The sequence below is a fragment of the Niveispirillum sp. GW835-FHT14G11 genome (assembly GCF_058793615.1).
Genome location: NZ_JBXAFZ010000008.1, coordinates 25,644 through 45,429 on the forward strand (window position 1 = coordinate 25,644; position 19,786 = coordinate 45,429).

The following is a 19,786-nucleotide window of genomic DNA, read 5'->3' on the forward strand; positions in this document are numbered from 1 at the left end:
GGAAGAGAAACGACATGCAACGCTTGTTCACGATGGGGGTGGCGGCCGTCGCCCTGATGGCCGCGCCGGCCGCCTGGGGACAGGAAGGACCGCTGGCACCGTCCGACCCTGCCGGCCGCTGTACCGCTTTGGCGGGGTGGAAGGGCGCTGACGGGCCGGGGGTGCGCATCCTGTCAGCCACCTATAACGAGGCGGGACCTGTGAAACTGCCGCCGCCCAACCCGATGGGGCCACCGCCGGGTCCGCCGCCGCAACTGCCCGCCCATTGCGAACTGGTGGGCGTCATGAAGGAACGGACCGGCGTTGACGCCCAGCCCTATGCCATCCGTTTCCATCTGCGCCTGCCCGCCGCCTGGAACCGGCGGTTCCTGATGCAGGGCGGTGGGGGCACCAATGGGGAGTTGGGTGACGCGCTGGGCCGTACGGGACCGGGCGCACCGGCCCTGGCCCAGGGCTATGCGGTGCTGTCGCAGGATTCCGGGCATGACAATGCCGTCAACGCCGCCCCGGAACGCGGTGGCGCGCCCGCCTTTGGTTTCGATCCGGAAGCGCGCGCCGATTATGGCGGCACTTCCCTGCCCCTTTCCGTAGGGGCCGCGAAGACGCTGATCGGCGCCTTCTATGCCGCCAACCCGCGCTACAGCTATTTCGCGGGATGTTCCAAGGGCGGGCAGGAAGGGATGATGGCGGCACAGCGCTATCCCGACCTGTTCGACGGGATCGTGGCATCGGCCCCCGGCATGTCGCTGCCCCGCGCCGCCGTGGCAGAGGCCTGGGATACGCAAAGTCTGGCCGCCATCGCCGCCAAGCCCGTCACCCCCGCCAGCCTGGCCGCCAGCTTCAGCGACAGCGACCTGGCGCTGGTCACCCGTGCCGTTCTGGATGCCTGCGATGCCGATGACGGGCTGGCAGACGGGCTGATCGGCAACTACCCCGCCTGCACCCAGCAGAGGGTGGTGCCGGTGCTGCGCAAAACCATCTGTACCGGTGACAAACAGGCCGGATGCCTCAGCACTGCCCAGGTCGATGCCCTGATCCGGGTGCAGGAAGGGGCGCGCAACAGCAAGGGGGAACCCTTATACGCATCCTTCCCCTGGGATGCGGGCTGGGCCGACATGGGGTGGCGCATCTGGAAGCTGGGTTCCGGGGACGGGCGCATTCCCGCGATCAATATCATGATGGGCGTACCGTCCCTGGCCATGGTCTTCACGACCCCGCCCACCCTTCCCCCACCGGGCCCGGCGGGTTCACTGGATTATGTGATGGGGTTTGATTTCGCCCGCGACGCGGCGAAGATCTACGCCACGGGCGGGGCCTTCACCCGCACCGCCTGGAGCGATATCGGGGCGCGGTCACCCGATCTTGACGCGTTCACGCGGCGGGGCGGGCGGATGATCGTGCCGCATGGCGTGTCCGACCCGGTCTTCTCGGTCAATGACACGCTGGCCTGGTGGCGGGAGGTCGATCAGCGCACGGGCGGCAAGGCCGCGCAGACGGTGCGTGTCTTCCCGGTACCCGGCATGGCCCATTGCGCAGGCGGCCCCGCCACGGATGGGATCGATGCCTTCACCGCCCTGGTATCCTGGGTGGAGCGGGCCCAGGCGCCGGACCGGTTGACCGGTGTCGCCAACCCCATGTCGCCCTGGCCGGGCCGCACACGGCCCCTCTGCGCCTATCCGACGACGGTCCGATACAAGGGCAGCGGCGACGTGGAAAAGGCGGAGAATTTCACCTGTCAGGCGCCGTAACCGCAAGCAGGGGGCGTTTCGACCGGAACGCCCCCCTGTCCGGTTCAGCAGGTGCCCAACTCACGGCTGATGACCAGATTGATGGCGCGGGCCACCACCCCGCAATCCACCATGGATTGGCGGGCTTCGTCCGGCTTGCCGGCCAGAATGCCGGCCACCATCCGCTGCGTGGCCTCAATCATCTCCTGCGCCAATGACGTGGGCAGGATCACCAGGGGCAGGGCGTTGCGCATGATCTTATGGTACCAATAGTACCAGAGGCAGCGCACCAGCATGTGCAGCACCTCATCACCGGCACTGGTCGCCACATGTCGCAGCAGGGCCACATGCGTGGCCACATGGCCACGCAGCACATCCTCCACATCCAGGCGGTCAGTCAGAAACCGCAACCGTTCCGGGTCGCGTTCATGCTGCGCCGCCAGCCCGGCATTGATCTCATTCACAATGCCGATCAGTTGGTTGCAGACCCCCAGATCCATGTCGTGCGCCACGAAATGCGGCAGGGTGGACCGAACCAGCGATCCCGGCGTGGGATCAATCCGCCGGAAGCCGCCGGTACGCCCCCGGACGGAGACGGCAACGCCCAGATTTTCCAGGATCCGCAAGGCCTGGATGATCACGGCCCGGCAGGCGGAATGGGCTTCCATCAGATCATCGATGGTGCCCAGTTCGGCCCCGCCATCCCACCCGTCCCGCAGGATACGGTGGGCGATGCGAAGCGCGCGGTTGTGTGAGGGCTGGGCCGATTGCACATCCTGCCACGCCGCTTCGATATGCCCGAAAAGCTCCACCACGAAGGCCCGCGCCGCCGCCAGATCGGCCCGTTCCGGCGGCAGATTCAGCAACAGGGTGGCGCGGGCGGCCCGCACCGCCTCCACCGACACCCCACGCGCCATCAGGTGCAGCGCCATCAGCCGGCGTCCCGTGACGGCCAGGGACGGCGCATGGATCAGCAATCCACCCGCCGCACCCCGCCGCATCTGGCCCAGACCGCGCCATTCCAGAACGCGCAGCGCCTGCCGCATGGCAGGGGGCGTAGCGCCATGCTCACGGGCCAGATCGATTTCCGATCCCAGGACATGGCCGGCGGGCCATCCCTGGTCCATCAGCGACATTTCCAGACGGTCGGCCAGCAGCAGCGCCCGGCTGGTGGGGACATAGTGAAGGATGCCCGTCGCCTCTTGCAGTTCCGGCGTCATCAAGGTCGCATCTCCCTCTTGCCGCTTTCTTCATTTGATATGAATCATAACATTTTGCGCGGGACATTAAATCCCATTCCCGCCACCGCGTCCGCCCCCTCGTATGATCGCCGCCAACCATTATGTACCCTGAGGCCCGCCTGCCCTTTTCCGGCATCATATCGCGGAAATGCGCTGCTTGACACCTGGATAGTGCAACCGATTGCAGATACCATTCCGTTCAGGCGCGGGGACGGCCATCGTCAGCGCGCCATGAAGGCTGCGGCGGCTAATCATATTGCGCCGCACCCGGCATTTTGGTCGCCAAACAGGTGAAAAATGGATTTGCAATCGTTTGTAATATGTGAGCATCATTATGCACAAGAACTAAGCGTAAAACGGATCGGCGCAAAGTCGAATGGGACCTGCGCCACCGGAGCATCAAGCCGCCAGAAGGTCCGGGAAGAACCTTCGGCGCAGGGAGGACGAAGATCATGAAGCTCAATGGCTTGCCGAAATGGCTGGGCGCATCCGCCCTTATCCTGTTGCCCCTGACGAATGCCATGGCGGCACCGGATGGAAACTGGGTGCAGAGCTGGGCGTCCAGCCCCTCCCTGGCGACTGAGAAGCTGCCCTTTGATTTCTGGCGGCCGCCGGCCGAAATCCAGGGCACGGTCCGCTACAAGATGCGGGTCAGTGCGGAAGGGGACGCCGTCCGCGTCCGCCTGTCGGCGGAAACGCTGCCCAAGGACGTCAAGATCGGCGCCGCCACCATCGCCTTGGCCGACGCGTCCGGGCGCATTGATACGGCAACCCTGATGTCCCTGAGCTTCAGTGGCGCCAGGCCCGCCCATATGCTGGTGGGCACAGCTTTGCTAAGCGACCCGGTGGCCCTGCCGGTGAAGGCCGGCAGCATCCTTTATGTCACCCTGTTCCTGCCCGACGCTGTGGCCGTGCCGCAGGCCGATCCGCTGCATGTGGCAGAGGTACTGCCGGGACCGGACCGGACGGCTGGCGGCCCCTTGGCCGGGGCGCAGGTGGTGACAGGGCGGGAGGTCGTGTCGGCCATCCTGGTCCGCTCCGCCAAGGACGCGCGCACCATCGTCACCTTCGGGGATTCCATCACCGATGGCGCCGGTGCCCAGGACCCGATGATGCGGGGCTGGCCGGATCAATTCGCCGCCCTGTTGCGCCAACGCGGCCTGAACCAGGTGGCCATCGCCAATGCCGGGATCGGCGGCAACCGCGTCCTGCGCCACGAGGTGGGGGAAGCCGCCTTGGCCCGGTTCGATCGGGATGCGCTGTCGGTGCCCGGCGTCACCGATATCGTGCTGCTGGAAGGCATCAATGATCTGGGCCTCAGCGGCCTGCCAAACCCGCGAGGCCCCGGCAACCACCCGGAAGTGACGGCGGCCGATCTGATCGCCGGATACCGGCAGTTGATCGCGCGGGCCAAGGCGCTTGGTGTCAAGATCCATGGTGCCACCCTGACCCCGTTCCTGGGATCGCCGTTCCCCGGTTACGCCACCCCTGCCAAGGAAGTGATCCGGCAGGAATTGAACCGCTGGATCCGGGAAAGCGGGGAATTTGACAGCGTCATTGATTTCGATGCCGCCCTGCGCGACCCGGCGAACCCGCAGATGATCAAACCGGCCTTCGACAGCGGCGACAAGCTACACCCGTCCGACGCGGGGTACCGCGCCATGGCGGAAGCGGCGGCAGCCATCCTGTTGAAATAACGCCCCCGGAGAGCGGTCCCCATGACGACAACCCGCGCATCACCGCGCGGGAACGGGGGCTGCTGCCCAGAAATCCAACCAACACCGAACAACCGGCCCATCGGCCGTAAGCAAAAAGACAAGGGGAAGGGAAAATGAAACAGTCCTGGAATACCATCCGTACCGCGCTGCTGCTATCGGCCAGCGCCCTGCTGATCCCACCCGCTGCGACGGGTGCCGAAGTGGCAGAGGATGTTCTGGCCGAAATCATCGTCACCGCACAGAAGGTGAAGGAAACCCTGGCCAAGGCGCCAGTCGCCATCTCCGTCCTGGGTGCCGACGCGCTGGACCGGCAGAATATCAGCACAGCCGACGACCTGATCACCACCGTCCCCAACCTGCAATTCAGCCAGAACGGTTTTGCCATGCGCGGCATCGGCAGCAATAACGGCTTCAGCGGCTATTCCACCGTCGCGACGCAGATTGACGGCATCTATGCCCCCTTCCCCACCACCCTGACGCTGGGCCTGTTCGATGTCGCCGCCATCGAGGTGCTGCGCGGTCCGCAGGGCACGGTGCATGGCCGCAACGCCACCGCCGGTGTGGTCAATATCAATACCGCCGATCCGGGCCGGGACATGGCCGTCGCCGGTGACGTGCAATATGGTACCCATCAGGACCTGCAGGTCCGGCTGAATGCCGACCTGCCCGTCAATGACGATCTGGCCATCCGGCTCTCCGGTTTCCGCCGCATCAATGACGGGCGCTATGCCCGCCTGTCGGCGCCGGAACGGTTCGACAAGACCGATCAGACCGCCCTGCGCCTGACCTCGCTGTGGAACCTGACCGACAATATCACCTGGCGCCTGTCGCTGAGCTATGGCGCGGATGAGGGCACGACGCCGTTCCTGTTCCTGTCCAGCTACAATTACTATCCCAACGCCAATCTGACGACCGGCAGCTTCGGCCCTGTGGAGATCATCAAGACTCACGAGCCCAATCCCGGCATCTGGAACGTCAAGGAGAACCGCAAGGATATCCAGGACTACGCCGCCCGCACGCGACTGACCTGGGAGATGTCGGACGCCGTCACCGCCACCTATATCGGCGGCTTTTCCGTCCTGAAGAATGACGGTCTGGAGGCGAGCACCGGTGTCTTCTCCCAGGAATATCTGGACCTGCGCCAGGAATCCAGCTCGCATGAGATCGACATCAATTACGAGAGCGAGGCACTCTCTCTGGTCGGTGGCGCCTATTATTACTGGGATGACAAGCCGTCGGGGCAGCGCCTGCTGCATGCCGGCAACACGGCCCCGGCCCCGTTCGGCAGCGTTTTCAACGTCTTCGGTCCCCTGTTCGCCGGCACGGGCAAGCAGATTTCCACCATCAACGCCGTCGATGTCGTGAACACCTACAGCGACTGGGGCAGTGAATCCACCGCCCTGTTCGCCCAGGGCACACTGCGCGTCACCGACCGGTTCCGGCTGCTGGCCGGTGTGCGCTCCACCTGGGACACGGTCCATGGCGGGCAGGAGGAACTGGTCTGTTTCGGCGGCACCGTCACCCGCCAGAACATCGATAATGCCACCTGCCCGGCCGGCGGCCTCAGCTATTCCGACGACCGCAACCGCGCGTCGGAAAAGTTCAGCAAGATCAGTTGGAAGGCCGGCCTGGACTATGACATCACCGACGAGGTCATGGGCTATGCCACGGTCAGCACCGGCTATCGCGCCGGCGGCCTGCAATCCTCCACCAACCCCGCGCCCTATACCGGGTACAAGCCGGAAACGGTGACGAATTACGAGGCGGGGCTGCGCGGCAACCTGCTGGATCGCAAGCTGTTCCTGTCGGCCACCATCTTCAACATGGATTACAAGGACCTGCAGGTCTCCAGCATCATTGGCACCGCCACCGGGCCGACGGCCGTCACCACCAATGCGGCCAAGGCCAAGATCAAGGGTGTGGAACTGGAGACATTGTTCCGGCCCACGCGCAATGATCGCTTGTCGGCCTATGTCTCCTTCCTGGATGGCAAGTACACATCCTTCCCCAGCGCGTCGGACAACATGAACAGTGCCGATGTTGTGTATAATATCTTCGCCCCGATCCTGGGCTATGCCGCGATCCCCAGCGCCGTCGCCGATTTCTCCGGCAACCGCCTGGCCAATGCCCCGCGCTGGAGCGCGCGGGTGGGTTATGAACATATTGTCGATCTGGCTGGCGGCAGCACCCTGACCCCGTCCGTCGACTTCTATGTCCAGTCCAAAACCTTCAGCGACAGCGCCAACTATGTCCAGGGCATCAATGGCAGCTACACGAAGACGGATGTGAACCTGCGCTGGGACAGCCCGGATCAACGTTTCTACGTGAATGCCTTTGTGAACAATCTGGAAGATGAACGCGTCGCCAGCCAGACCAGCGTGGTCTGGAGTTCCACCACCGCCACCTACAATCCCGGCCGCACAATGGGTGTGCGGGTCGGCGCCAGCTTCTGACTTCTCCCTCACCCCGCCATCCCGTTCGCCGGATGGCGGGGGCTTTTTTTAGGTAGATAACGGCCCGAGCATCCGCACGATCGATCGATCACCCTACTGTCGATCCCCCGCCCACTGGCTCGTCGGCCGGTGAAGGTCGGTTTTCCGTCAACCTCAGGATCATTGGTTTGCGTCCAGACCCATCCTGAGCCTGGGTCGCGCCATTATCCTGTCAGATCGCGGTGATGATGCACTTCGTCTCCAAAAAGGCGGCCAGGCCTTCCGCGCCGCCTTCACGTCCCCAGCCGGATTGCTTGAACCCGCCGAACGGCAGCGCCGCGCCGACGATCATGCCGCTATTGACCGTGATCGTTCCAGCCTTGACGGTGCGGGCCAGCCGGTAGGCGGCGGTGACATCCCGGCTCCAGATATTGGCCGACAGACCATAGACCGTGTCATTGGCCAGCCGGGCCAGATCGGCCGGATCGTCAAAGGGTGTCACCACCAATACCGGCCCGAAAATCTCCTCCCGCGACACCGTTGCTGTCGCCGAGCGGTCAAGCAGGATGGTCGGCTCCACGAAATAGCCCCGGTCGCCGGCGGCATGCCCGCCGGTAATGACCGCCACCCCCTCCCGCCGCGCACCGTCGATATAGGACAGGACACGCTGCTGCTGTGCCGCGGAGACCAGCGGGCCCAGCGTGGTCGTCGGGTCCATGCCGGGGCCAATCCGCAGGGCATGCGCCTGCTGCACCAGACCCTCCAGCACCTGATCCAGCACGGCCCGTGCCACCAGCAGCCGGGAACCCGCCGCGCACATCTGCCCGGCATTGCGGAAGATGCCACCGGCAATACTGGGAATGGCGCGGTCCAGATCGGCATCTTCCATCAGGAGGGTCGGCGACTTGCCCCCCAGTTCCAGCGTCAGGCGCTTCAGATTGCCCTGCGCCGCAGCCAGCAGCGTCTTGCCGACGGGGGTGGAGCCGGTGAAGGAGATCTTGTCGACATCCCCATGCGCGGCCAGCGCCGCACCGGCGACGCTGCCCAGACCGGACACGATATTGACCACGCCCGGCGGCACCCCCGCCTCCAGCAGCAGCTCCCCCAGCCGCAGCAGGGTCAGCGAGGTCTGTTCCGCGGGCTTCACCACCATCGTGCAGCCGGCCGCCAGTGCCGGCGCGATCTTCACCACGGCCTGCACCAGGGGGAAATTCCAGGGCGTGATGATGGCGACCACGCCCACCGGCTCACGCAGCGTCATCGCCATGAAATGGCCGGGCATGTCCACGGCCGGCGTCTCGCCGCTGATCTTGGTGCACCAGCCCGACCAGTAGCGAAAGGCCCCGATGGCCAGGGTCAGGTCCACCGCGCGGGCGGCGCTGACCGGCTTGCCATTGTCCAGCGTCTCAAGCTCGGCAAATTCCTGGGCGCGGGCCTCCAGCAGATCGGCGACCCGCCACAGGATCTGGGCTCGCCGGCCGGGCATCAACCCCGACCAGGCGCCAGTGACGAAGGCATGGCGGGCGGCGGCCACGGCCCTGTCAATATCATCCGCCGTGCCCAGGGGAATGCTGGCGAAGGGAAGTTCGTCGGCCGGATTGATGACCTCGGCCCGCGCCCCATCGGCGGCCTCACGCCATTCATCCCCGATCAGCATCCGGAACGGGCGGGCAAGCGACGCCTGCGTTACCTCGGCAATATCCGTGATCATCCGGCTTCTCCCTTGAACGCTTCCAGCAATGGTTGGGTTGATGGGTCACCCGCGTTCAGGGTGCCATCCGGATTTCTAAGGGAAGCCGGCGGTCATTCCGCAATTCCTTCTTGGAGGTCGGTATTCCCGCAAAGCATGGTGGCGACCGCCATGCGCACAACATTCCTGGAAGGAATAAAGGGCCAGGAAATTGAATTTTACAATCAGCTGCCCGCCCCCTTTCCTCTCAGGAACAAATCGATGAACAAGCAGCCCGCCGGCCCGTCGCCGAAGGGCTGTGGCATCACCGGCCACCGGTCGGGGTGCGTCAAGGGAGGAAGACATGAAGCATAACCGTGCCCGCCGATCCGTGCTGCTGATGGCGACGGCGTTGAACTCCGTCCTGTGGCCGGCCGTCGCCATGGGCCAGACGGCCCCGGCACCCGTCGCCGCCGGCGGGCAGGACAGCCCCATCGTGCTGGAAGAGATCATCGTGACCGCGCAGAAGCGCGAGCAGTCGCTGAACGACGTGCCCATGTCGATCACCGCCATCTCCGGCGATGATCTGGCCGCCCGCGGCATCACCGATGTCGAAGATCTGGCCAAGGTGACGCCGGGTCTCAGCTTCACGGAAAGTGGTTCCGGCACCCCGGTCTTCACGCTGCGCGGCGTCGGTTTCTTCGACACCACCCTGGGCGCCAAGCCCAGTGTCGCCGTCTATACCGACGAGGTGCCCCTGCCCTTCTCCATCATGGCGCAGGGGGCTGCCCTGGACCTGGCCCGCGTGGAAGTGCTGAAAGGACCACAGGGCACCTTGTTCGGCCAGAACGCCACGGGCGGCGCCCTGAACTATATCGCGGCCAAGCCGACGCGTGACTTTGCCGCCGGGATGACCGCCAGCATCGCGCGTTTCAACAGTTTTGAGACATCGGGCTATGTCAGCGGCCCGCTGGTGGACGATGTCGTCACCGCCCGCCTGTCTGCCCGCGCCGTGCGCAGCGGCGACTGGCAGGAAAGCTACACCCGCGACGACAGCCTGGGGGCCAAGCGCTTCTACCAGGGTCGCCTGCTGCTGGACGTGACGCCGTCCGACGACCTGACATTCACGATCAATGTCAACGGCTTCAAGGACAAGTCGGACACCCAGGCCGCGCAGTTGATCGCGCGGGTCTATTCCGCCCCGACCGCCACCGGCAACATCCCCAACATCGTCAACTACCCTGTCGCGCCTGACAATAACCGGGCTGCCGACTGGGACCCGGACCAGTCGCTGCGGCGCGATAACGACTTCTACCAGGCCTCCTTGCGCGGTGATCTGGATATCACCGATAACTTTCAGGTGACCTCCATCACCGCCTATTCCGACATGAATGTGGACCAGCTGGTCGACCAGGACGGCACCAATCAGCGCGCGTCGCTGACCAATGTCCGGGGCAGCGTGTCGGCCTTCTCCCAGGAGCTGCGGGTGACCGGAGAGGTGGGGCCAGCCGTCATCGTGGCGGGCGGCAGCTATGCCAAGGAAAAGTCGGACGAAGACAGCCTGTACCAGTTCCCCTATACGACCAGTTCCTTCACCACCATCCCCGGCATGCGCACCCTCAGTTCCGGGCTGCGGGGCCGCCAGGAATTCGACAACAGGGCTTTGTTCGGCAATATCGACCTGGACCTGACCGACGAGATCACGGCCCATGGCGGTGTGCGTTATACCAAGGTTGATCTGGATTACCGGTCCTGCGCCGTCAGCGGCGATGCCACATCGGCCGCCACCTATAGCGTGCTGATCAATGTCGTGCGCGGCCGTTCCGGTCTGGCGCCCATCGCCCCCTTGCAGGCCAACCAGTGCGTCACCCTGGACGCCACCGCCACGCCCAACGAAGTGCGGAAATCCCTGAACGAGGACAATGTTTCCTGGCGGGCGGGCCTGGACTGGAAGCCGCTGCCGCGCATCTTGTTCTATGTGAATGCCAGCAAGGGCTACAAGTCGGGCAGCGCCCCCACCCTGCCCGCCATCGAGGCCTCGACCCTGTCGCCCGTGACGCAGGAATCGGTGATGGCCTATGAAGCCGGCTTCAAGACCACGATTGTGCGCGGTGCCTTGGATGCCAACGGTGCCCTGTTCCATTACGATTATGATGACAAGCAGTTGCTGGCCCGCCGCCCCACGGTCCTGGGCAATCTGCCGGGCCTGGTGAATGTGCCGAAATCGCGGATCCAGGGGGCGGAAATCCAGGTCAATGCCTATCCGGTAGAGGATCTGCGGGTCAGTCTGGGCGGCACCTGGCTGGACAGCAAGGTGACGGGCAGTTTCACCAACTCCACCATCCTGGGCGTCACGGCGGATTTCAAGGGTGACCCCTTCCCCTATACGCCGAAATATCAGCTTGTCGGGGATGCGGAATATCGCACGCCGGTCAGCGACAGCCTGGATGGCATTCTGGGCCTGAACGCCAGCTATCGCAGCGCCACCAACGCCGGCTTCGGCGGTGATCAGCGCCTGCGGATCGATGCCTATACGCTGGTCGATGCGCGGTTCGGCATCGCCGCCAACGACGACAAATGGGCGGCGACCCTGTTCGTCCATAATGTCTTCGATGAATATTATTGGAACAACGTCGCCCGTCTGTCCGACGTGGTCCGCCGTTACACGGGCATGCCGCGCACCTACGGCATTCAGCTCAGCGTCAAATACTGAGTGTCTGCCGGATTTAAATGGAAGCGCCCCTCTCCATCATCCCGGTGGGCCCGTCAGCGCCACCTTCGTCCCTTCCAATAACCTGCCTCCCCCGCGAAAGCGGGGGTCCAGGGGCCAAGGGCACTCAAACGTGGTTCTTGTGGCCCCTGGATCCCCGCCTTCGCGGGGAAAGCACGTAAGGGGCAACGGGTTAAGTTTGCGCCATAGGCCAAAGCTGGGGCCTGGAGCCACAGGATCAAACCCCGCGGCAGCCCTAATCGAGGCGCCGGCGCTTGAGGAACAAGAACGCATGGAGGCGGCATGGAAGCCTATATCTACGACACAGTGCGCAGCCCGCGCGGCCGCGGCAAGCCCGACGGTGCGCTGCATGAGGTGACGCCGGTGGCCCTGGCCGCACAGGTGCTGCGCGCTCTGCCCGACCGCACCGGCATCGACAGCGCGCAGATCGGGGATGTGATCCTGGGCTGCGTCACCCCCGTGGGGGAACAGGGCGCCGATATTGCCCGCGTCGCCGCCCTGATGGCCGGCTACCATCAGGATGTGCCGGGCGTACAGGTCAACCGTTTCTGCGGCTCCGGGCTGGAGGCGGTAAATATCGCGGCGGCCAAGGTCATGGCCGGCGACGTGGACCTCGCCATCGGCGGCGGCGTGGAAAGCATGAGCCGCGTGCCGATGATGTCGGACGGCGGCGCCCTGGCCAGCGACCCTGCCGTCGCCTATCAGACCTATTTCGTGCCGCAGGGGATCGGGGCCGACCTGCTGGCCACGTTGCACGGCTTCACCCGCACCGACTGCGACGCGTTCGCCGTGGAAAGCCAGCGCCGGGCCAAACGGGCCTGGGACGAGGGGCGGTTCGACCGCTCCATCCTGCCGATCCGCGATGTCATCGGTCAGGTGCTGCTGGACCGTGACGAGCATTTGCGGCCCGATGCCGACCTGCAGGCATTGGGCAGCCTGAAACCGGCCTTCGAGGAGATGGGGCGGAAAATGCCCGGCTTCGACGCCGTGGCCATGCTGCGCTATCCCACGGTGGAACGGATTGAGCATGTCCACCACGCCGGCAACAGTTCCGGCATCGTCGATGGGGCCGCCGCCGTGCTGGTGGGCTCGCGGCTGGCAGGACAGCGGCTGGGCCTGCGGCCCCGCGCGCACATCCGGGCCATGGGTTCCATCGGGTCGGAGCCGACCATCATGCTGACCGGGCCGGAACGGATTGCGCGCAGGCTGCTGGATCGCACCGGCCTGTCCGTCGCCGATATCGACCTGTGGGAGATCAATGAGGCGTTTGCCAGCGTCGTGCTGCGCACCATCCAGGCGCTGGACCTTGATCCCGAGCGGGTGAATGTCAATGGCGGGGCCATCGCCATGGGCCACCCGCTGGGCGCCACCGGCGCCATGATCCTGGGCACTGCCCTGGACGAGCTGGAACGCACGGGCCGGCAGAGGGCGCTGGTCTGCCTGTGCGTCGCCGCCGGCATGGGCACCGGCGCCATCATCGAACGCGTCTGATATTCGGTCACGGAGCCCTGACAATGACCCAATCCATCCGTTATGCCGTGGACGGAGATGGCATCGCCACCCTGACCATCGATGTGCCCGGCCAGTCGATGAATGTCATCGGTGCGGCGTTCCTGTCGGACCTTGGCGTGCTGCTTGACCGGATCGGCGGTGACACCGGCGTGAAGGGCGTCGTCATCGCGTCCGGCAAGCAAAGCGGCTTCATGGCGGGTATGGACCTTAAAGCCATTGAGGCGCTGCTGACCGGAGGTGGCGACGGCCTGGGGGGCCTGTTCGAGCGGGTGTTCGAGTTGAACCGTCTGCTGCGCCGGCTGGAGACCTGCGGCAAGCCGGTGGCCTGTGCGATTGAGGGGGCCTGCCTGGGCGGTGGGTTCGAACTGGCGCTGGCCTGCCATTACCGCGTCGCGGGCGACGATCCCAAGACGCAATTGGGCCTGCCGGAATGCCTGCTGGGACTGATCCCCGGCGGGGGCGGAACCCAGCGCATGCCGCGCCTGACCGGCGTGCAGACGGCCCTGACCCATATGCTGCAAGGCAAGCTGTTCCGCCCGGCCGACGGGCTGGCCCTGAAGCTGCTGGACGCGGTGGTGCCGAAAGGCACGGCTCTGGCGGCTGCACGGGCATGGGTCATGGCCAATCCCGACGCGCATATCCAGCCCTGGGACCGCAAGGGCTTCAAGGTGCCGGGTGGTGCCGGGGCCATGAACCCGGCCTTTGTGCAGAATTTCATCGGTGCGGTACCGATAATGGTGAAGCAGACCCAGCACAATATCCATGGGCCGGCGGCCCTATTGTCCGCCGTCTATGAAGGGCTGCAACTGCCCATGGACCGGGCCATCGCCGTGGAATCCAAATATTTCGCCAAGGTCCTGGCCGATCCGCAGGCCCGTTCCATGGTCCGCACCCTGTTCGTGAACAAGCAGGCGGCCGAACGCGGCGCCCGGCGGCCGGCAGCGGTGGCGCCCGCCCCCACGCGCAGGCTGGCCATGCTGGGCGCCGGCATGATGGGGGCGGGCATCGCCACCGTGGCCGCCCAGGCCGGGATAGAGGTCGTGCTGCTGGACCGCGACATCGCGGCGGCGGAGAAAGGCAAGGCGCATGCGCAGGCCGAACTGGTCACCCGTGTTGCCAAGGGCGGCCTGAGCGAAGAACAGATGGCGCAGACCCTGGCCCGCATCATTCCCGCCACGGATTTCGCCGCCCTGGCCGGATCGGACTTCGTGATCGAGGCGGTGTTCGAGGATCCAGGCATCAAGGCCGAGGTGACGCGCCAGGTGGAGGCGGTGCTAGGCCCCGATACGATCTTCGGCTCCAACACCTCCACCCTGCCCATCGGCACGCTGGCGGGGGCCTGGTCAAAGCCGGAGAATTTCATCGGCATCCATTTCTTCTCGCCTGTGGAGCGCATGCCACTGGTGGAGGTGATCCTGGGGCCGCAGACCGGCGACAGGGCATTGGCCAAGGCGTTGGACTTCATCGCCCAGATCCGCAAGACGCCCATCGTCGTCAATGACAGCCGCGGCTTCTACACCTCCCGCTGCTTTGCCACCTATGTCGGCGAAGGCACGGCTATGCTGGCCGAGGGCATCCATCCGGCCCTGATCGAGAATATGGGCCGGCAATTGGGCATGCCCGTGGGCCCGCTGGCGGTGTCGGACGAGGTGTCCATCGAACTGGGCCTCAAGGTCATGCAGGCGACGCGTGATGCCCTGGGCACGGCCTATCGGCCCAGTGCTGCCGACAATGTGCTGGAAAAGATGGTCATCGACCTGGACCGCCGGGGCCGCAAGAATGGCCGGGGCTATTACGATTATCCGGCCGATGGCGGGCCCAAGCGCCTGTGGCCCGATCTGGCACAGCATTTCCGCCCTGCGCCCGAGCAGCCATCACCGGCGGAGGTGCGCGAGCGGCTGCTGTATCGCCAGTTGATCGAATGCGCGCGCTGCCTGGATGAAGGGGTGCTGACAGCGCCGGAGGATGGCGATATCGGCGCCATATTCGGCTGGGGCTTCGCGGCCTATACGGGCGGGCCGTTCAGCCACATGGACACTCTGGGTCTGGAGAATGTGGTGCGGACACTGGACCGTCTGGCCGCCATCCATGGTGACCGGTTCGTGCCGACGGCGCAGTTGCGGGAGATGGCGGCCAATGGGCGGCACTTCTATCCCGTGCCCGCGCTAAACGGATAAGACGCTCACCCCTGCGTTTCCTTCACGGCCCGGATGAAGGCGCGCACGATGGGCTTGGGGTCCCACCGTTTGCGAACCGCACAGCACATGGTCGATGGCGGCAGCAGGTTCATATCCTCCAGCGCCACGAAATCCGTCTGGAAGGCGGGAGTGCCGGCGAAGAACTCCGTCGTGACGCCGATGGCATTGGTCTGGGCCACGATCTGGCGGACCAAGGGGAAATAATCCACGACATGCACCCGCTTGTGCCATTCGATATTGGCATCCTCATAGATCTTGCGGACGGCCACACCATAGGGTCGGCCGTCCGACGGGCTGACAAAGTCGAATTCCGCCAGATCGGCGGCCGTGATCGTGGGCCGTTCCAGCAGCGGATGCCCCTTGCGCACGAAGTTGACGGACCGGACGGCGCGGATCGTCTCCCGGTGGATATCCGGCCAGTCGGCATAGGCGGCATCGAAACCCAGGGCGACATCGACGGTGCCGGCGCGCAGCAATTGCACCGTGCGCTCGAATGTCGAGCCGCTGACATCGACCTTGATACCGGGATGGCGTTTCAGCAGCAGGGACAGCGGCGCCAGCAGACGCCATTCCAGCGAGGCAGGCCCCACCCCGATGCGCAAGGTACCGGCATAGTCCCGGTCCTGCTCGGCGGGCCGGCGCAGCAATTCGCGCGTGTCATCCACCAGCCGCGAGGCCCGGTCGATGAAGTCACGCCCCTCCGCCGTCAGGAACGATCCGCGCGGCGTGCGATGAAAGATCGAATAGCCGATCTGTTTTTCCAGGCTGGCCACGCTTTTGGTGATCGCCGACTGGGTCACCCCCACCGCTTCGGCCGCCGCCGTGATGGAGCCGGTGCGGGCGACAGCGACGACATAATTCAGCCGGAGGTCCATGGCGGGTCATTCCATCAAGGCATGTTGATCATTTCAAATGAATTTGACGCTTATGTCGGTTCGATCCAAGCTGCAAGCAGAAAATGGAGATGCGTATGCTGACGGGAAAAACCATCGTGGTCACCGGCGCCGGTCGGGGGATTGGTGCCGCGATCGCCCGGCTTTGCGCCCAGGAAGGCGCGCAGGTGCTGGTCAATGACCTGGGCGTTTCGGCCGATGGCGACGGTACCGATGCCCGCCCCGCCGACCATGTGGTGGCCCAGATCCGGGCGGCGGGCGGCAGGGCCATGGCCAACCATGCCAGCGTCGCCGATCCGGAAGGGGCGGCATCGATCATTTCGGATGCGATCGGACATTTCGGGCGTATCGACGCCGTCATCAACAATGCCGGCTTCCTGCGTGACAGTATCTTTCACAAGATGAGCCTGGCCGACTGGACCGATGTGCTGAGCGTGCATCTGACCGGCTGCTTCCTGGTTTCCCGCGCGGCGGCGCCGCATTTCCGGGAACAGGGGTCGGGCGCCTTCGTGCATTTCACCTCCACCACCGGCCTGCTTGGCAATGTCGGACAGGCGAATTACGCGGCGGCCAAGGCCGGTGTGGTCGGCCTGTCCACCGCCATCGCGCTGGATATGCATCGGTTCGGTGTGCGCTCCAATTGTGTGGCGCCGACCGCCTGGACAAGGCTGGTCGACAGCGTGCCACTGGACAGCGTGAACCGCGAGCGGGCGGAAAAGCTGAAATCCCTGACGCCGGAGAAGATCGCCCCGCTGGTCGCCTATCTGTGTGCCGATGAGGCGGCCGACATTACCGGCCAGATTTTCGGCGTGCGCGGGGATGAGGTGTTCCTCTATTCGCGGCCGACCATCCTGCGCACCATGCATAATGCCGCCGGCTGGACCCCGCAAAGCTGCGCCGACACGCTGATGCCGGCCCTGCGGTCCAGCATGCAGCCGCTGCGCAGCGCCACCGACATCATCAACTGGGACCCGCTGTGATGGCGGCCGGAAAGATGAAGGTCGGCATCAGTGCCGTTGGCGCCTATCTGCCGCTGCTGCGCCTGCAGCGCCGGGCCATCGCCGCCGCCACCGCCTGGTACAATCCAGCACTGGCTAGCCTGGGCAAGGGCGAACGGTCCATGGCCAATTGGGATGAGGATGCCGTCACCATGGCGGTGGAGGCAGCGCGCGACTGCATGACCGGGCGCGACCGGGGGGTACTGAACCGCCTGATCCTGGCCTCCACCACCCTGCCCTTCGCCGACCGGCAGAATGCCGGGATCGTCAAGGAGGCGCTGACCCTGCCCGATGCCGTCGGGTCGATGGATGTCGGCGGGTCGCAGCGGGCGGGCACCGCCGCCCTGCTATCGGCGCTGGATGCGGCACGCGCGGCCGATGCCCCCGTCCTGTGCCTGGCCGCCGACAAAAGGCCGGCGCGGCCGGCATCCACGGATGAATTCCTGAATGGCGACGGGGCGGCGGCCCTGCTGACCGGTACGCGCGACCTGATCGCGGAACTGATCGGCCATTACAGCGTCACCGTCGATTTCGTCGACCATTACCGGGCCAGCGACCGCGACCATGATTATGCCTGGGAAGGGCGCTGGGTCCGGGACGAGGGCTATCTGCGCCTGCTGACAGGGGCCATCCGCGACGGGCTTGACCGCAATGGCCTCAAGGCCGCCGATATTGATCACCTGGTCCTGGCCTTGCCCGCAGCGGGGATCGACGCACAGGTCGCCAAGGCCGTCGGCGTTCCGGCCGACCGGGTGGTCGACGGGATGCATGCGGAACTGGGTTATACGGGCGTGGCCCACCCGCTGCTGCTGCTGGCCCGCCTGCTGGCCCATGCCGGACCCGGCAAATGCATTGCCCTGGCCGCCTTCGGCCAGGGTGTCGACCTGCTGCTGTTCCGCACCATCAACCGCGGGGGCCAGGGGACAAGCGGCCTGGGCGTCGATGGCTGGCTGTCCCGGCGGCGGCCGGAGGAGAATTACCTGAAGCACCTGCATTTCCGGGGCGAGGTGAGGCTGGAGGCCGGCATGCGTGCCGAACTGGACCTCAAGACCTCACATGCCGCGCTCTACCGCGACCGCAAGACGGTGCTGGGCTTGGTGGGCGGCAAGTGTCGCGTGACCGGGACGGTGCAATATCCGAAAAGTGCCATCTCCGTCGCCCCCAATGCGCGGATGGTGGATACACAGGATGATTATCCGCTGGCCGGCCGGCCGGCGCGGCTGGTCACCGTCACGGCCGACCATCTGGCCTTCTCCCCCGATCCGCCCAGCCATTACGGCATGATCGATTTCGACGGCGGCGGGCGGATGATCGCCGACATCGTGGATGTGGGCGACACGGTCCCGCAGCCGGGTGCGCGTATGCGCATGATGTTCCGGATCAAGCGCGTCGATGCCCGTGGCTTCACGCAATATTTCTGGAAAGCCGCCCCGGATTTCCAGGCGCGAGCAGGGGAATAAGATGGCCAGCGGGATCAAGGACAAGGTCGCCATCCTGGGCATGGGATGCGCGAAATTCGGCGAACGGTGGGATGCCGATGGCCCCACCCTGATGGTGGAGGCGTTCGAGGAAGCCATCACCGATGCCGGCATCGACCCGTCGGAGCTGGAGGCCGGCTGGTTCGGCCATGCCGGCAATGCCGTGGGACCGGGCGCCATTCCGCTGGCCCTGGCGCTGCGGCTGCACAACATCCCCGTGACGCGGGTGGAAAACGCCTGCGCCACCGGGACGGAGGCGCTGCGCGGTGCCGCCTATGCCGTGGCCAGCGGTGCTTGCGACATCGCCTTCGCCCTGGGCATGGAAAAGTTGAAGGATGCCGGCTATAGCGGCCTTCCCGCCGCCTCCCGCGGGCCGTTCTATGATGCCACCAACGCCAACCTGACGGCGCCGGGCGCCTTTGCGCAACTGGCCTCGGGTTATGCCGCGCGGCACAAGGTGGCGGCCGACGATCTGAAGCGCGCCATGGCCCATATCTCGGTCAAGAGCCATGCCAACGCCACGAAGAACCCCAAGGCGCATCTGCGCAAGCCGATCACGGCCGAACAGGTGATCAAGGCCCCCATCGTGGCCGCCCCCCTGGGCCTGTTCGATTGCTGCGGCGTGTCCGACGGGGCGGCCTGCGCCATCGTCACCAGGCCGGAGATCGCCCGCGCCCTGGGCAAGAAAGACATCGTCACCATCAAATCGCTGCAACTGGCGGCGACCGGCGGGTGGGAGGCACAGGGCAGCGGCTGGGACAGCAGCTATGTCCCCACCACCCGCGCCGCCGCCGCCCGCGCCTACAAGGAGGCGGGGATCAGTGATCCGCGCGCGGAACTGAGCCTGACGGAGGTGCATGATTGCTTCTCCATCACCGAACTGGTGACCATGGAGGATCTGGGCCTCAGCGATGACGGCAATGCCTGGCGCGACGTGCTGGACGGCCGCTTCGATGCCGACGGCGCCCTGCCCTGCCAGATCGATGGCGGCCTGAAATGTTTCGGCCATCCGATCGGCGCCACCGGCATCCGCATGGTCTATGAGAATTATCTCCAGCTGCTGGGCCGGGCCGGGCCGCGCCAGCGTCAGCAGCCGGTGGTGAACGCGCTGGCCCATAATCTGGGCGGCGCGCCGTTCCACGGCATCTGTTCCATCTCCATCGTCGGGTTGCTGTAAAGGCATTCCCAA

General features: G+C 65.6%; 12 protein-coding genes. 9 read left to right on the forward strand and 3 right to left on the reverse strand.

Annotation, left to right across the window (positions count from 1 at the left end; genetic code table 11):
- Positions 1–14 precede the first annotated feature (14 nt).
- On the forward strand, positions 15–1,748 hold the full coding sequence (locus tag AC1Q7F_RS15560) for a tannase/feruloyl esterase family alpha/beta hydrolase (RefSeq protein WP_492508406.1): 1,734 nt from the start codon (positions 15–17) through the stop codon (positions 1,746–1,748).
- Positions 1,749–1,792: 44 nt separating this feature from the next.
- On the opposite strand, the gene AC1Q7F_RS15565 is transcribed toward AC1Q7F_RS15560, so the two are convergent.
- The gene (locus AC1Q7F_RS15565; protein ID WP_492508408.1) at positions 1,793–2,947 is read right to left on the reverse strand and encodes a hypothetical protein; all 1,155 of its coding nucleotides are present in this window, start codon (positions 2,945–2,947) and stop codon (positions 1,793–1,795) included.
- A 473-nt stretch (positions 2,948–3,420) separates the two neighbouring features.
- Here AC1Q7F_RS15565 and AC1Q7F_RS15570 point away from each other — a divergent pair, with 473 nt between their 5' ends.
- Entirely contained in the window at positions 3,421–4,665 is a 1,245-nt protein-coding gene (locus AC1Q7F_RS15570; RefSeq protein ID WP_492508410.1) for an SGNH/GDSL hydrolase family protein, read from the forward strand.
- Between the two features lie 134 nt (positions 4,666–4,799).
- Complete coding sequence (locus AC1Q7F_RS15575; protein WP_492508412.1) at positions 4,800–7,139, forward strand: TonB-dependent receptor; 2,340 nt, start codon at positions 4,800–4,802, stop codon at positions 7,137–7,139.
- A 211-nt stretch (positions 7,140–7,350) separates the two neighbouring features.
- On the opposite strand, the gene AC1Q7F_RS15580 is transcribed toward AC1Q7F_RS15575, so the two are convergent.
- Positions 7,351–8,829 carry an aldehyde dehydrogenase family protein gene (locus AC1Q7F_RS15580; protein ID WP_492508414.1) on the reverse strand — a complete coding sequence of 493 codons (1,479 nt, stop codon included), beginning with the start codon at positions 8,827–8,829 and terminating at the stop codon, positions 7,351–7,353.
- 322 nt (positions 8,830–9,151) lie between these two features.
- Between AC1Q7F_RS15580 and AC1Q7F_RS15585 the strand changes: the two genes are divergently transcribed.
- From AC1Q7F_RS15585 to AC1Q7F_RS15595, 3 genes are all read left to right on the forward strand, one after another.
- Positions 9,152–11,500, forward strand: coding sequence for a TonB-dependent receptor (locus AC1Q7F_RS15585; RefSeq protein WP_492508416.1), 2,349 nt, complete (start codon positions 9,152–9,154; stop codon positions 11,498–11,500).
- A 300-nt stretch (positions 11,501–11,800) separates the two neighbouring features.
- Positions 11,801–13,009, forward strand: a complete 1,209-nt coding sequence (locus AC1Q7F_RS15590) for an acetyl-CoA C-acetyltransferase (RefSeq protein WP_492508418.1) — start codon at positions 11,801–11,803, stop codon at positions 13,007–13,009.
- A 23-nt stretch (positions 13,010–13,032) separates the two neighbouring features.
- Positions 13,033–15,207, forward strand: a complete 2,175-nt coding sequence (locus tag AC1Q7F_RS15595; protein ID WP_492508420.1) for a 3-hydroxyacyl-CoA dehydrogenase NAD-binding domain-containing protein — start codon at positions 13,033–13,035, stop codon at positions 15,205–15,207.
- Positions 15,208–15,212: 5 nt separating this feature from the next.
- Here AC1Q7F_RS15595 and AC1Q7F_RS15600 read toward each other — a convergent pair whose 3' ends face one another.
- Positions 15,213–16,103, reverse strand: a complete 891-nt coding sequence (locus AC1Q7F_RS15600) for a LysR family transcriptional regulator (protein ID WP_492508422.1) — start codon at positions 16,101–16,103, stop codon at positions 15,213–15,215.
- Between the two features lie 95 nt (positions 16,104–16,198).
- Here AC1Q7F_RS15600 and AC1Q7F_RS15605 point away from each other — a divergent pair, with 95 nt between their 5' ends.
- The 3 genes from AC1Q7F_RS15605 to AC1Q7F_RS15615 are packed head-to-tail and all read left to right on the forward strand — an operon-like array spanning position 16,199 to position 19,774.
- Complete coding sequence (locus AC1Q7F_RS15605; protein WP_492508424.1) at positions 16,199–17,101, forward strand: SDR family NAD(P)-dependent oxidoreductase; 903 nt, start codon at positions 16,199–16,201, stop codon at positions 17,099–17,101.
- Positions 17,101–18,579, forward strand: coding sequence for a 3-oxoacyl-[acyl-carrier-protein] synthase III C-terminal domain-containing protein (locus AC1Q7F_RS15610; protein WP_492508426.1), 1,479 nt, complete (start codon positions 17,101–17,103; stop codon positions 18,577–18,579). Before AC1Q7F_RS15605 ends, AC1Q7F_RS15610 begins: the two co-directional genes overlap by 1 nt.
- Before the next feature lies 1 nt (position 18,580).
- The gene (locus AC1Q7F_RS15615) at positions 18,581–19,774 is read left to right on the forward strand and encodes an acetyl-CoA acetyltransferase (RefSeq protein ID WP_492508428.1); all 1,194 of its coding nucleotides are present in this window, start codon (positions 18,581–18,583) and stop codon (positions 19,772–19,774) included.
- Positions 19,775–19,786: the final 12 nt, after the last annotated feature.

Excerpts from the sequence above, each read along its gene's own strand:
- AC1Q7F_RS15560 (WP_492508406.1), top strand. The coding sequence starts at position 15 with ATGCAACGCTTGTTCACGATGGGGGTGGCGGCCGTCGCCCTGATGGCC.
- AC1Q7F_RS15565 (WP_492508408.1), bottom strand. The coding sequence starts at position 2,947 with ATGACGCCGGAACTGCAAGAGGCGACGGGCATCCTTCACTATGTCCCC.
- AC1Q7F_RS15570 (WP_492508410.1), top strand. The coding sequence starts at position 3,421 with ATGAAGCTCAATGGCTTGCCGAAATGGCTGGGCGCATCCGCCCTTATC.
- AC1Q7F_RS15575 (WP_492508412.1), top strand. The coding sequence starts at position 4,800 with ATGAAACAGTCCTGGAATACCATCCGTACCGCGCTGCTGCTATCGGCC.
- AC1Q7F_RS15580 (WP_492508414.1), bottom strand. The coding sequence starts at position 8,829 with ATGATCACGGATATTGCCGAGGTAACGCAGGCGTCGCTTGCCCGCCCG.
- AC1Q7F_RS15585 (WP_492508416.1), top strand. The coding sequence starts at position 9,152 with ATGAAGCATAACCGTGCCCGCCGATCCGTGCTGCTGATGGCGACGGCG.
- AC1Q7F_RS15590 (WP_492508418.1), top strand. The coding sequence starts at position 11,801 with ATGGAAGCCTATATCTACGACACAGTGCGCAGCCCGCGCGGCCGCGGC.
- AC1Q7F_RS15595 (WP_492508420.1), top strand. The coding sequence starts at position 13,033 with ATGACCCAATCCATCCGTTATGCCGTGGACGGAGATGGCATCGCCACC.
- AC1Q7F_RS15600 (WP_492508422.1), bottom strand. The coding sequence starts at position 16,103 with ATGGACCTCCGGCTGAATTATGTCGTCGCTGTCGCCCGCACCGGCTCC.
- AC1Q7F_RS15605 (WP_492508424.1), top strand. The coding sequence starts at position 16,199 with ATGCTGACGGGAAAAACCATCGTGGTCACCGGCGCCGGTCGGGGGATT.
- AC1Q7F_RS15610 (WP_492508426.1), top strand. The coding sequence starts at position 17,101 with ATGGCGGCCGGAAAGATGAAGGTCGGCATCAGTGCCGTTGGCGCCTAT.
- AC1Q7F_RS15615 (WP_492508428.1), top strand. The coding sequence starts at position 18,581 with ATGGCCAGCGGGATCAAGGACAAGGTCGCCATCCTGGGCATGGGATGC.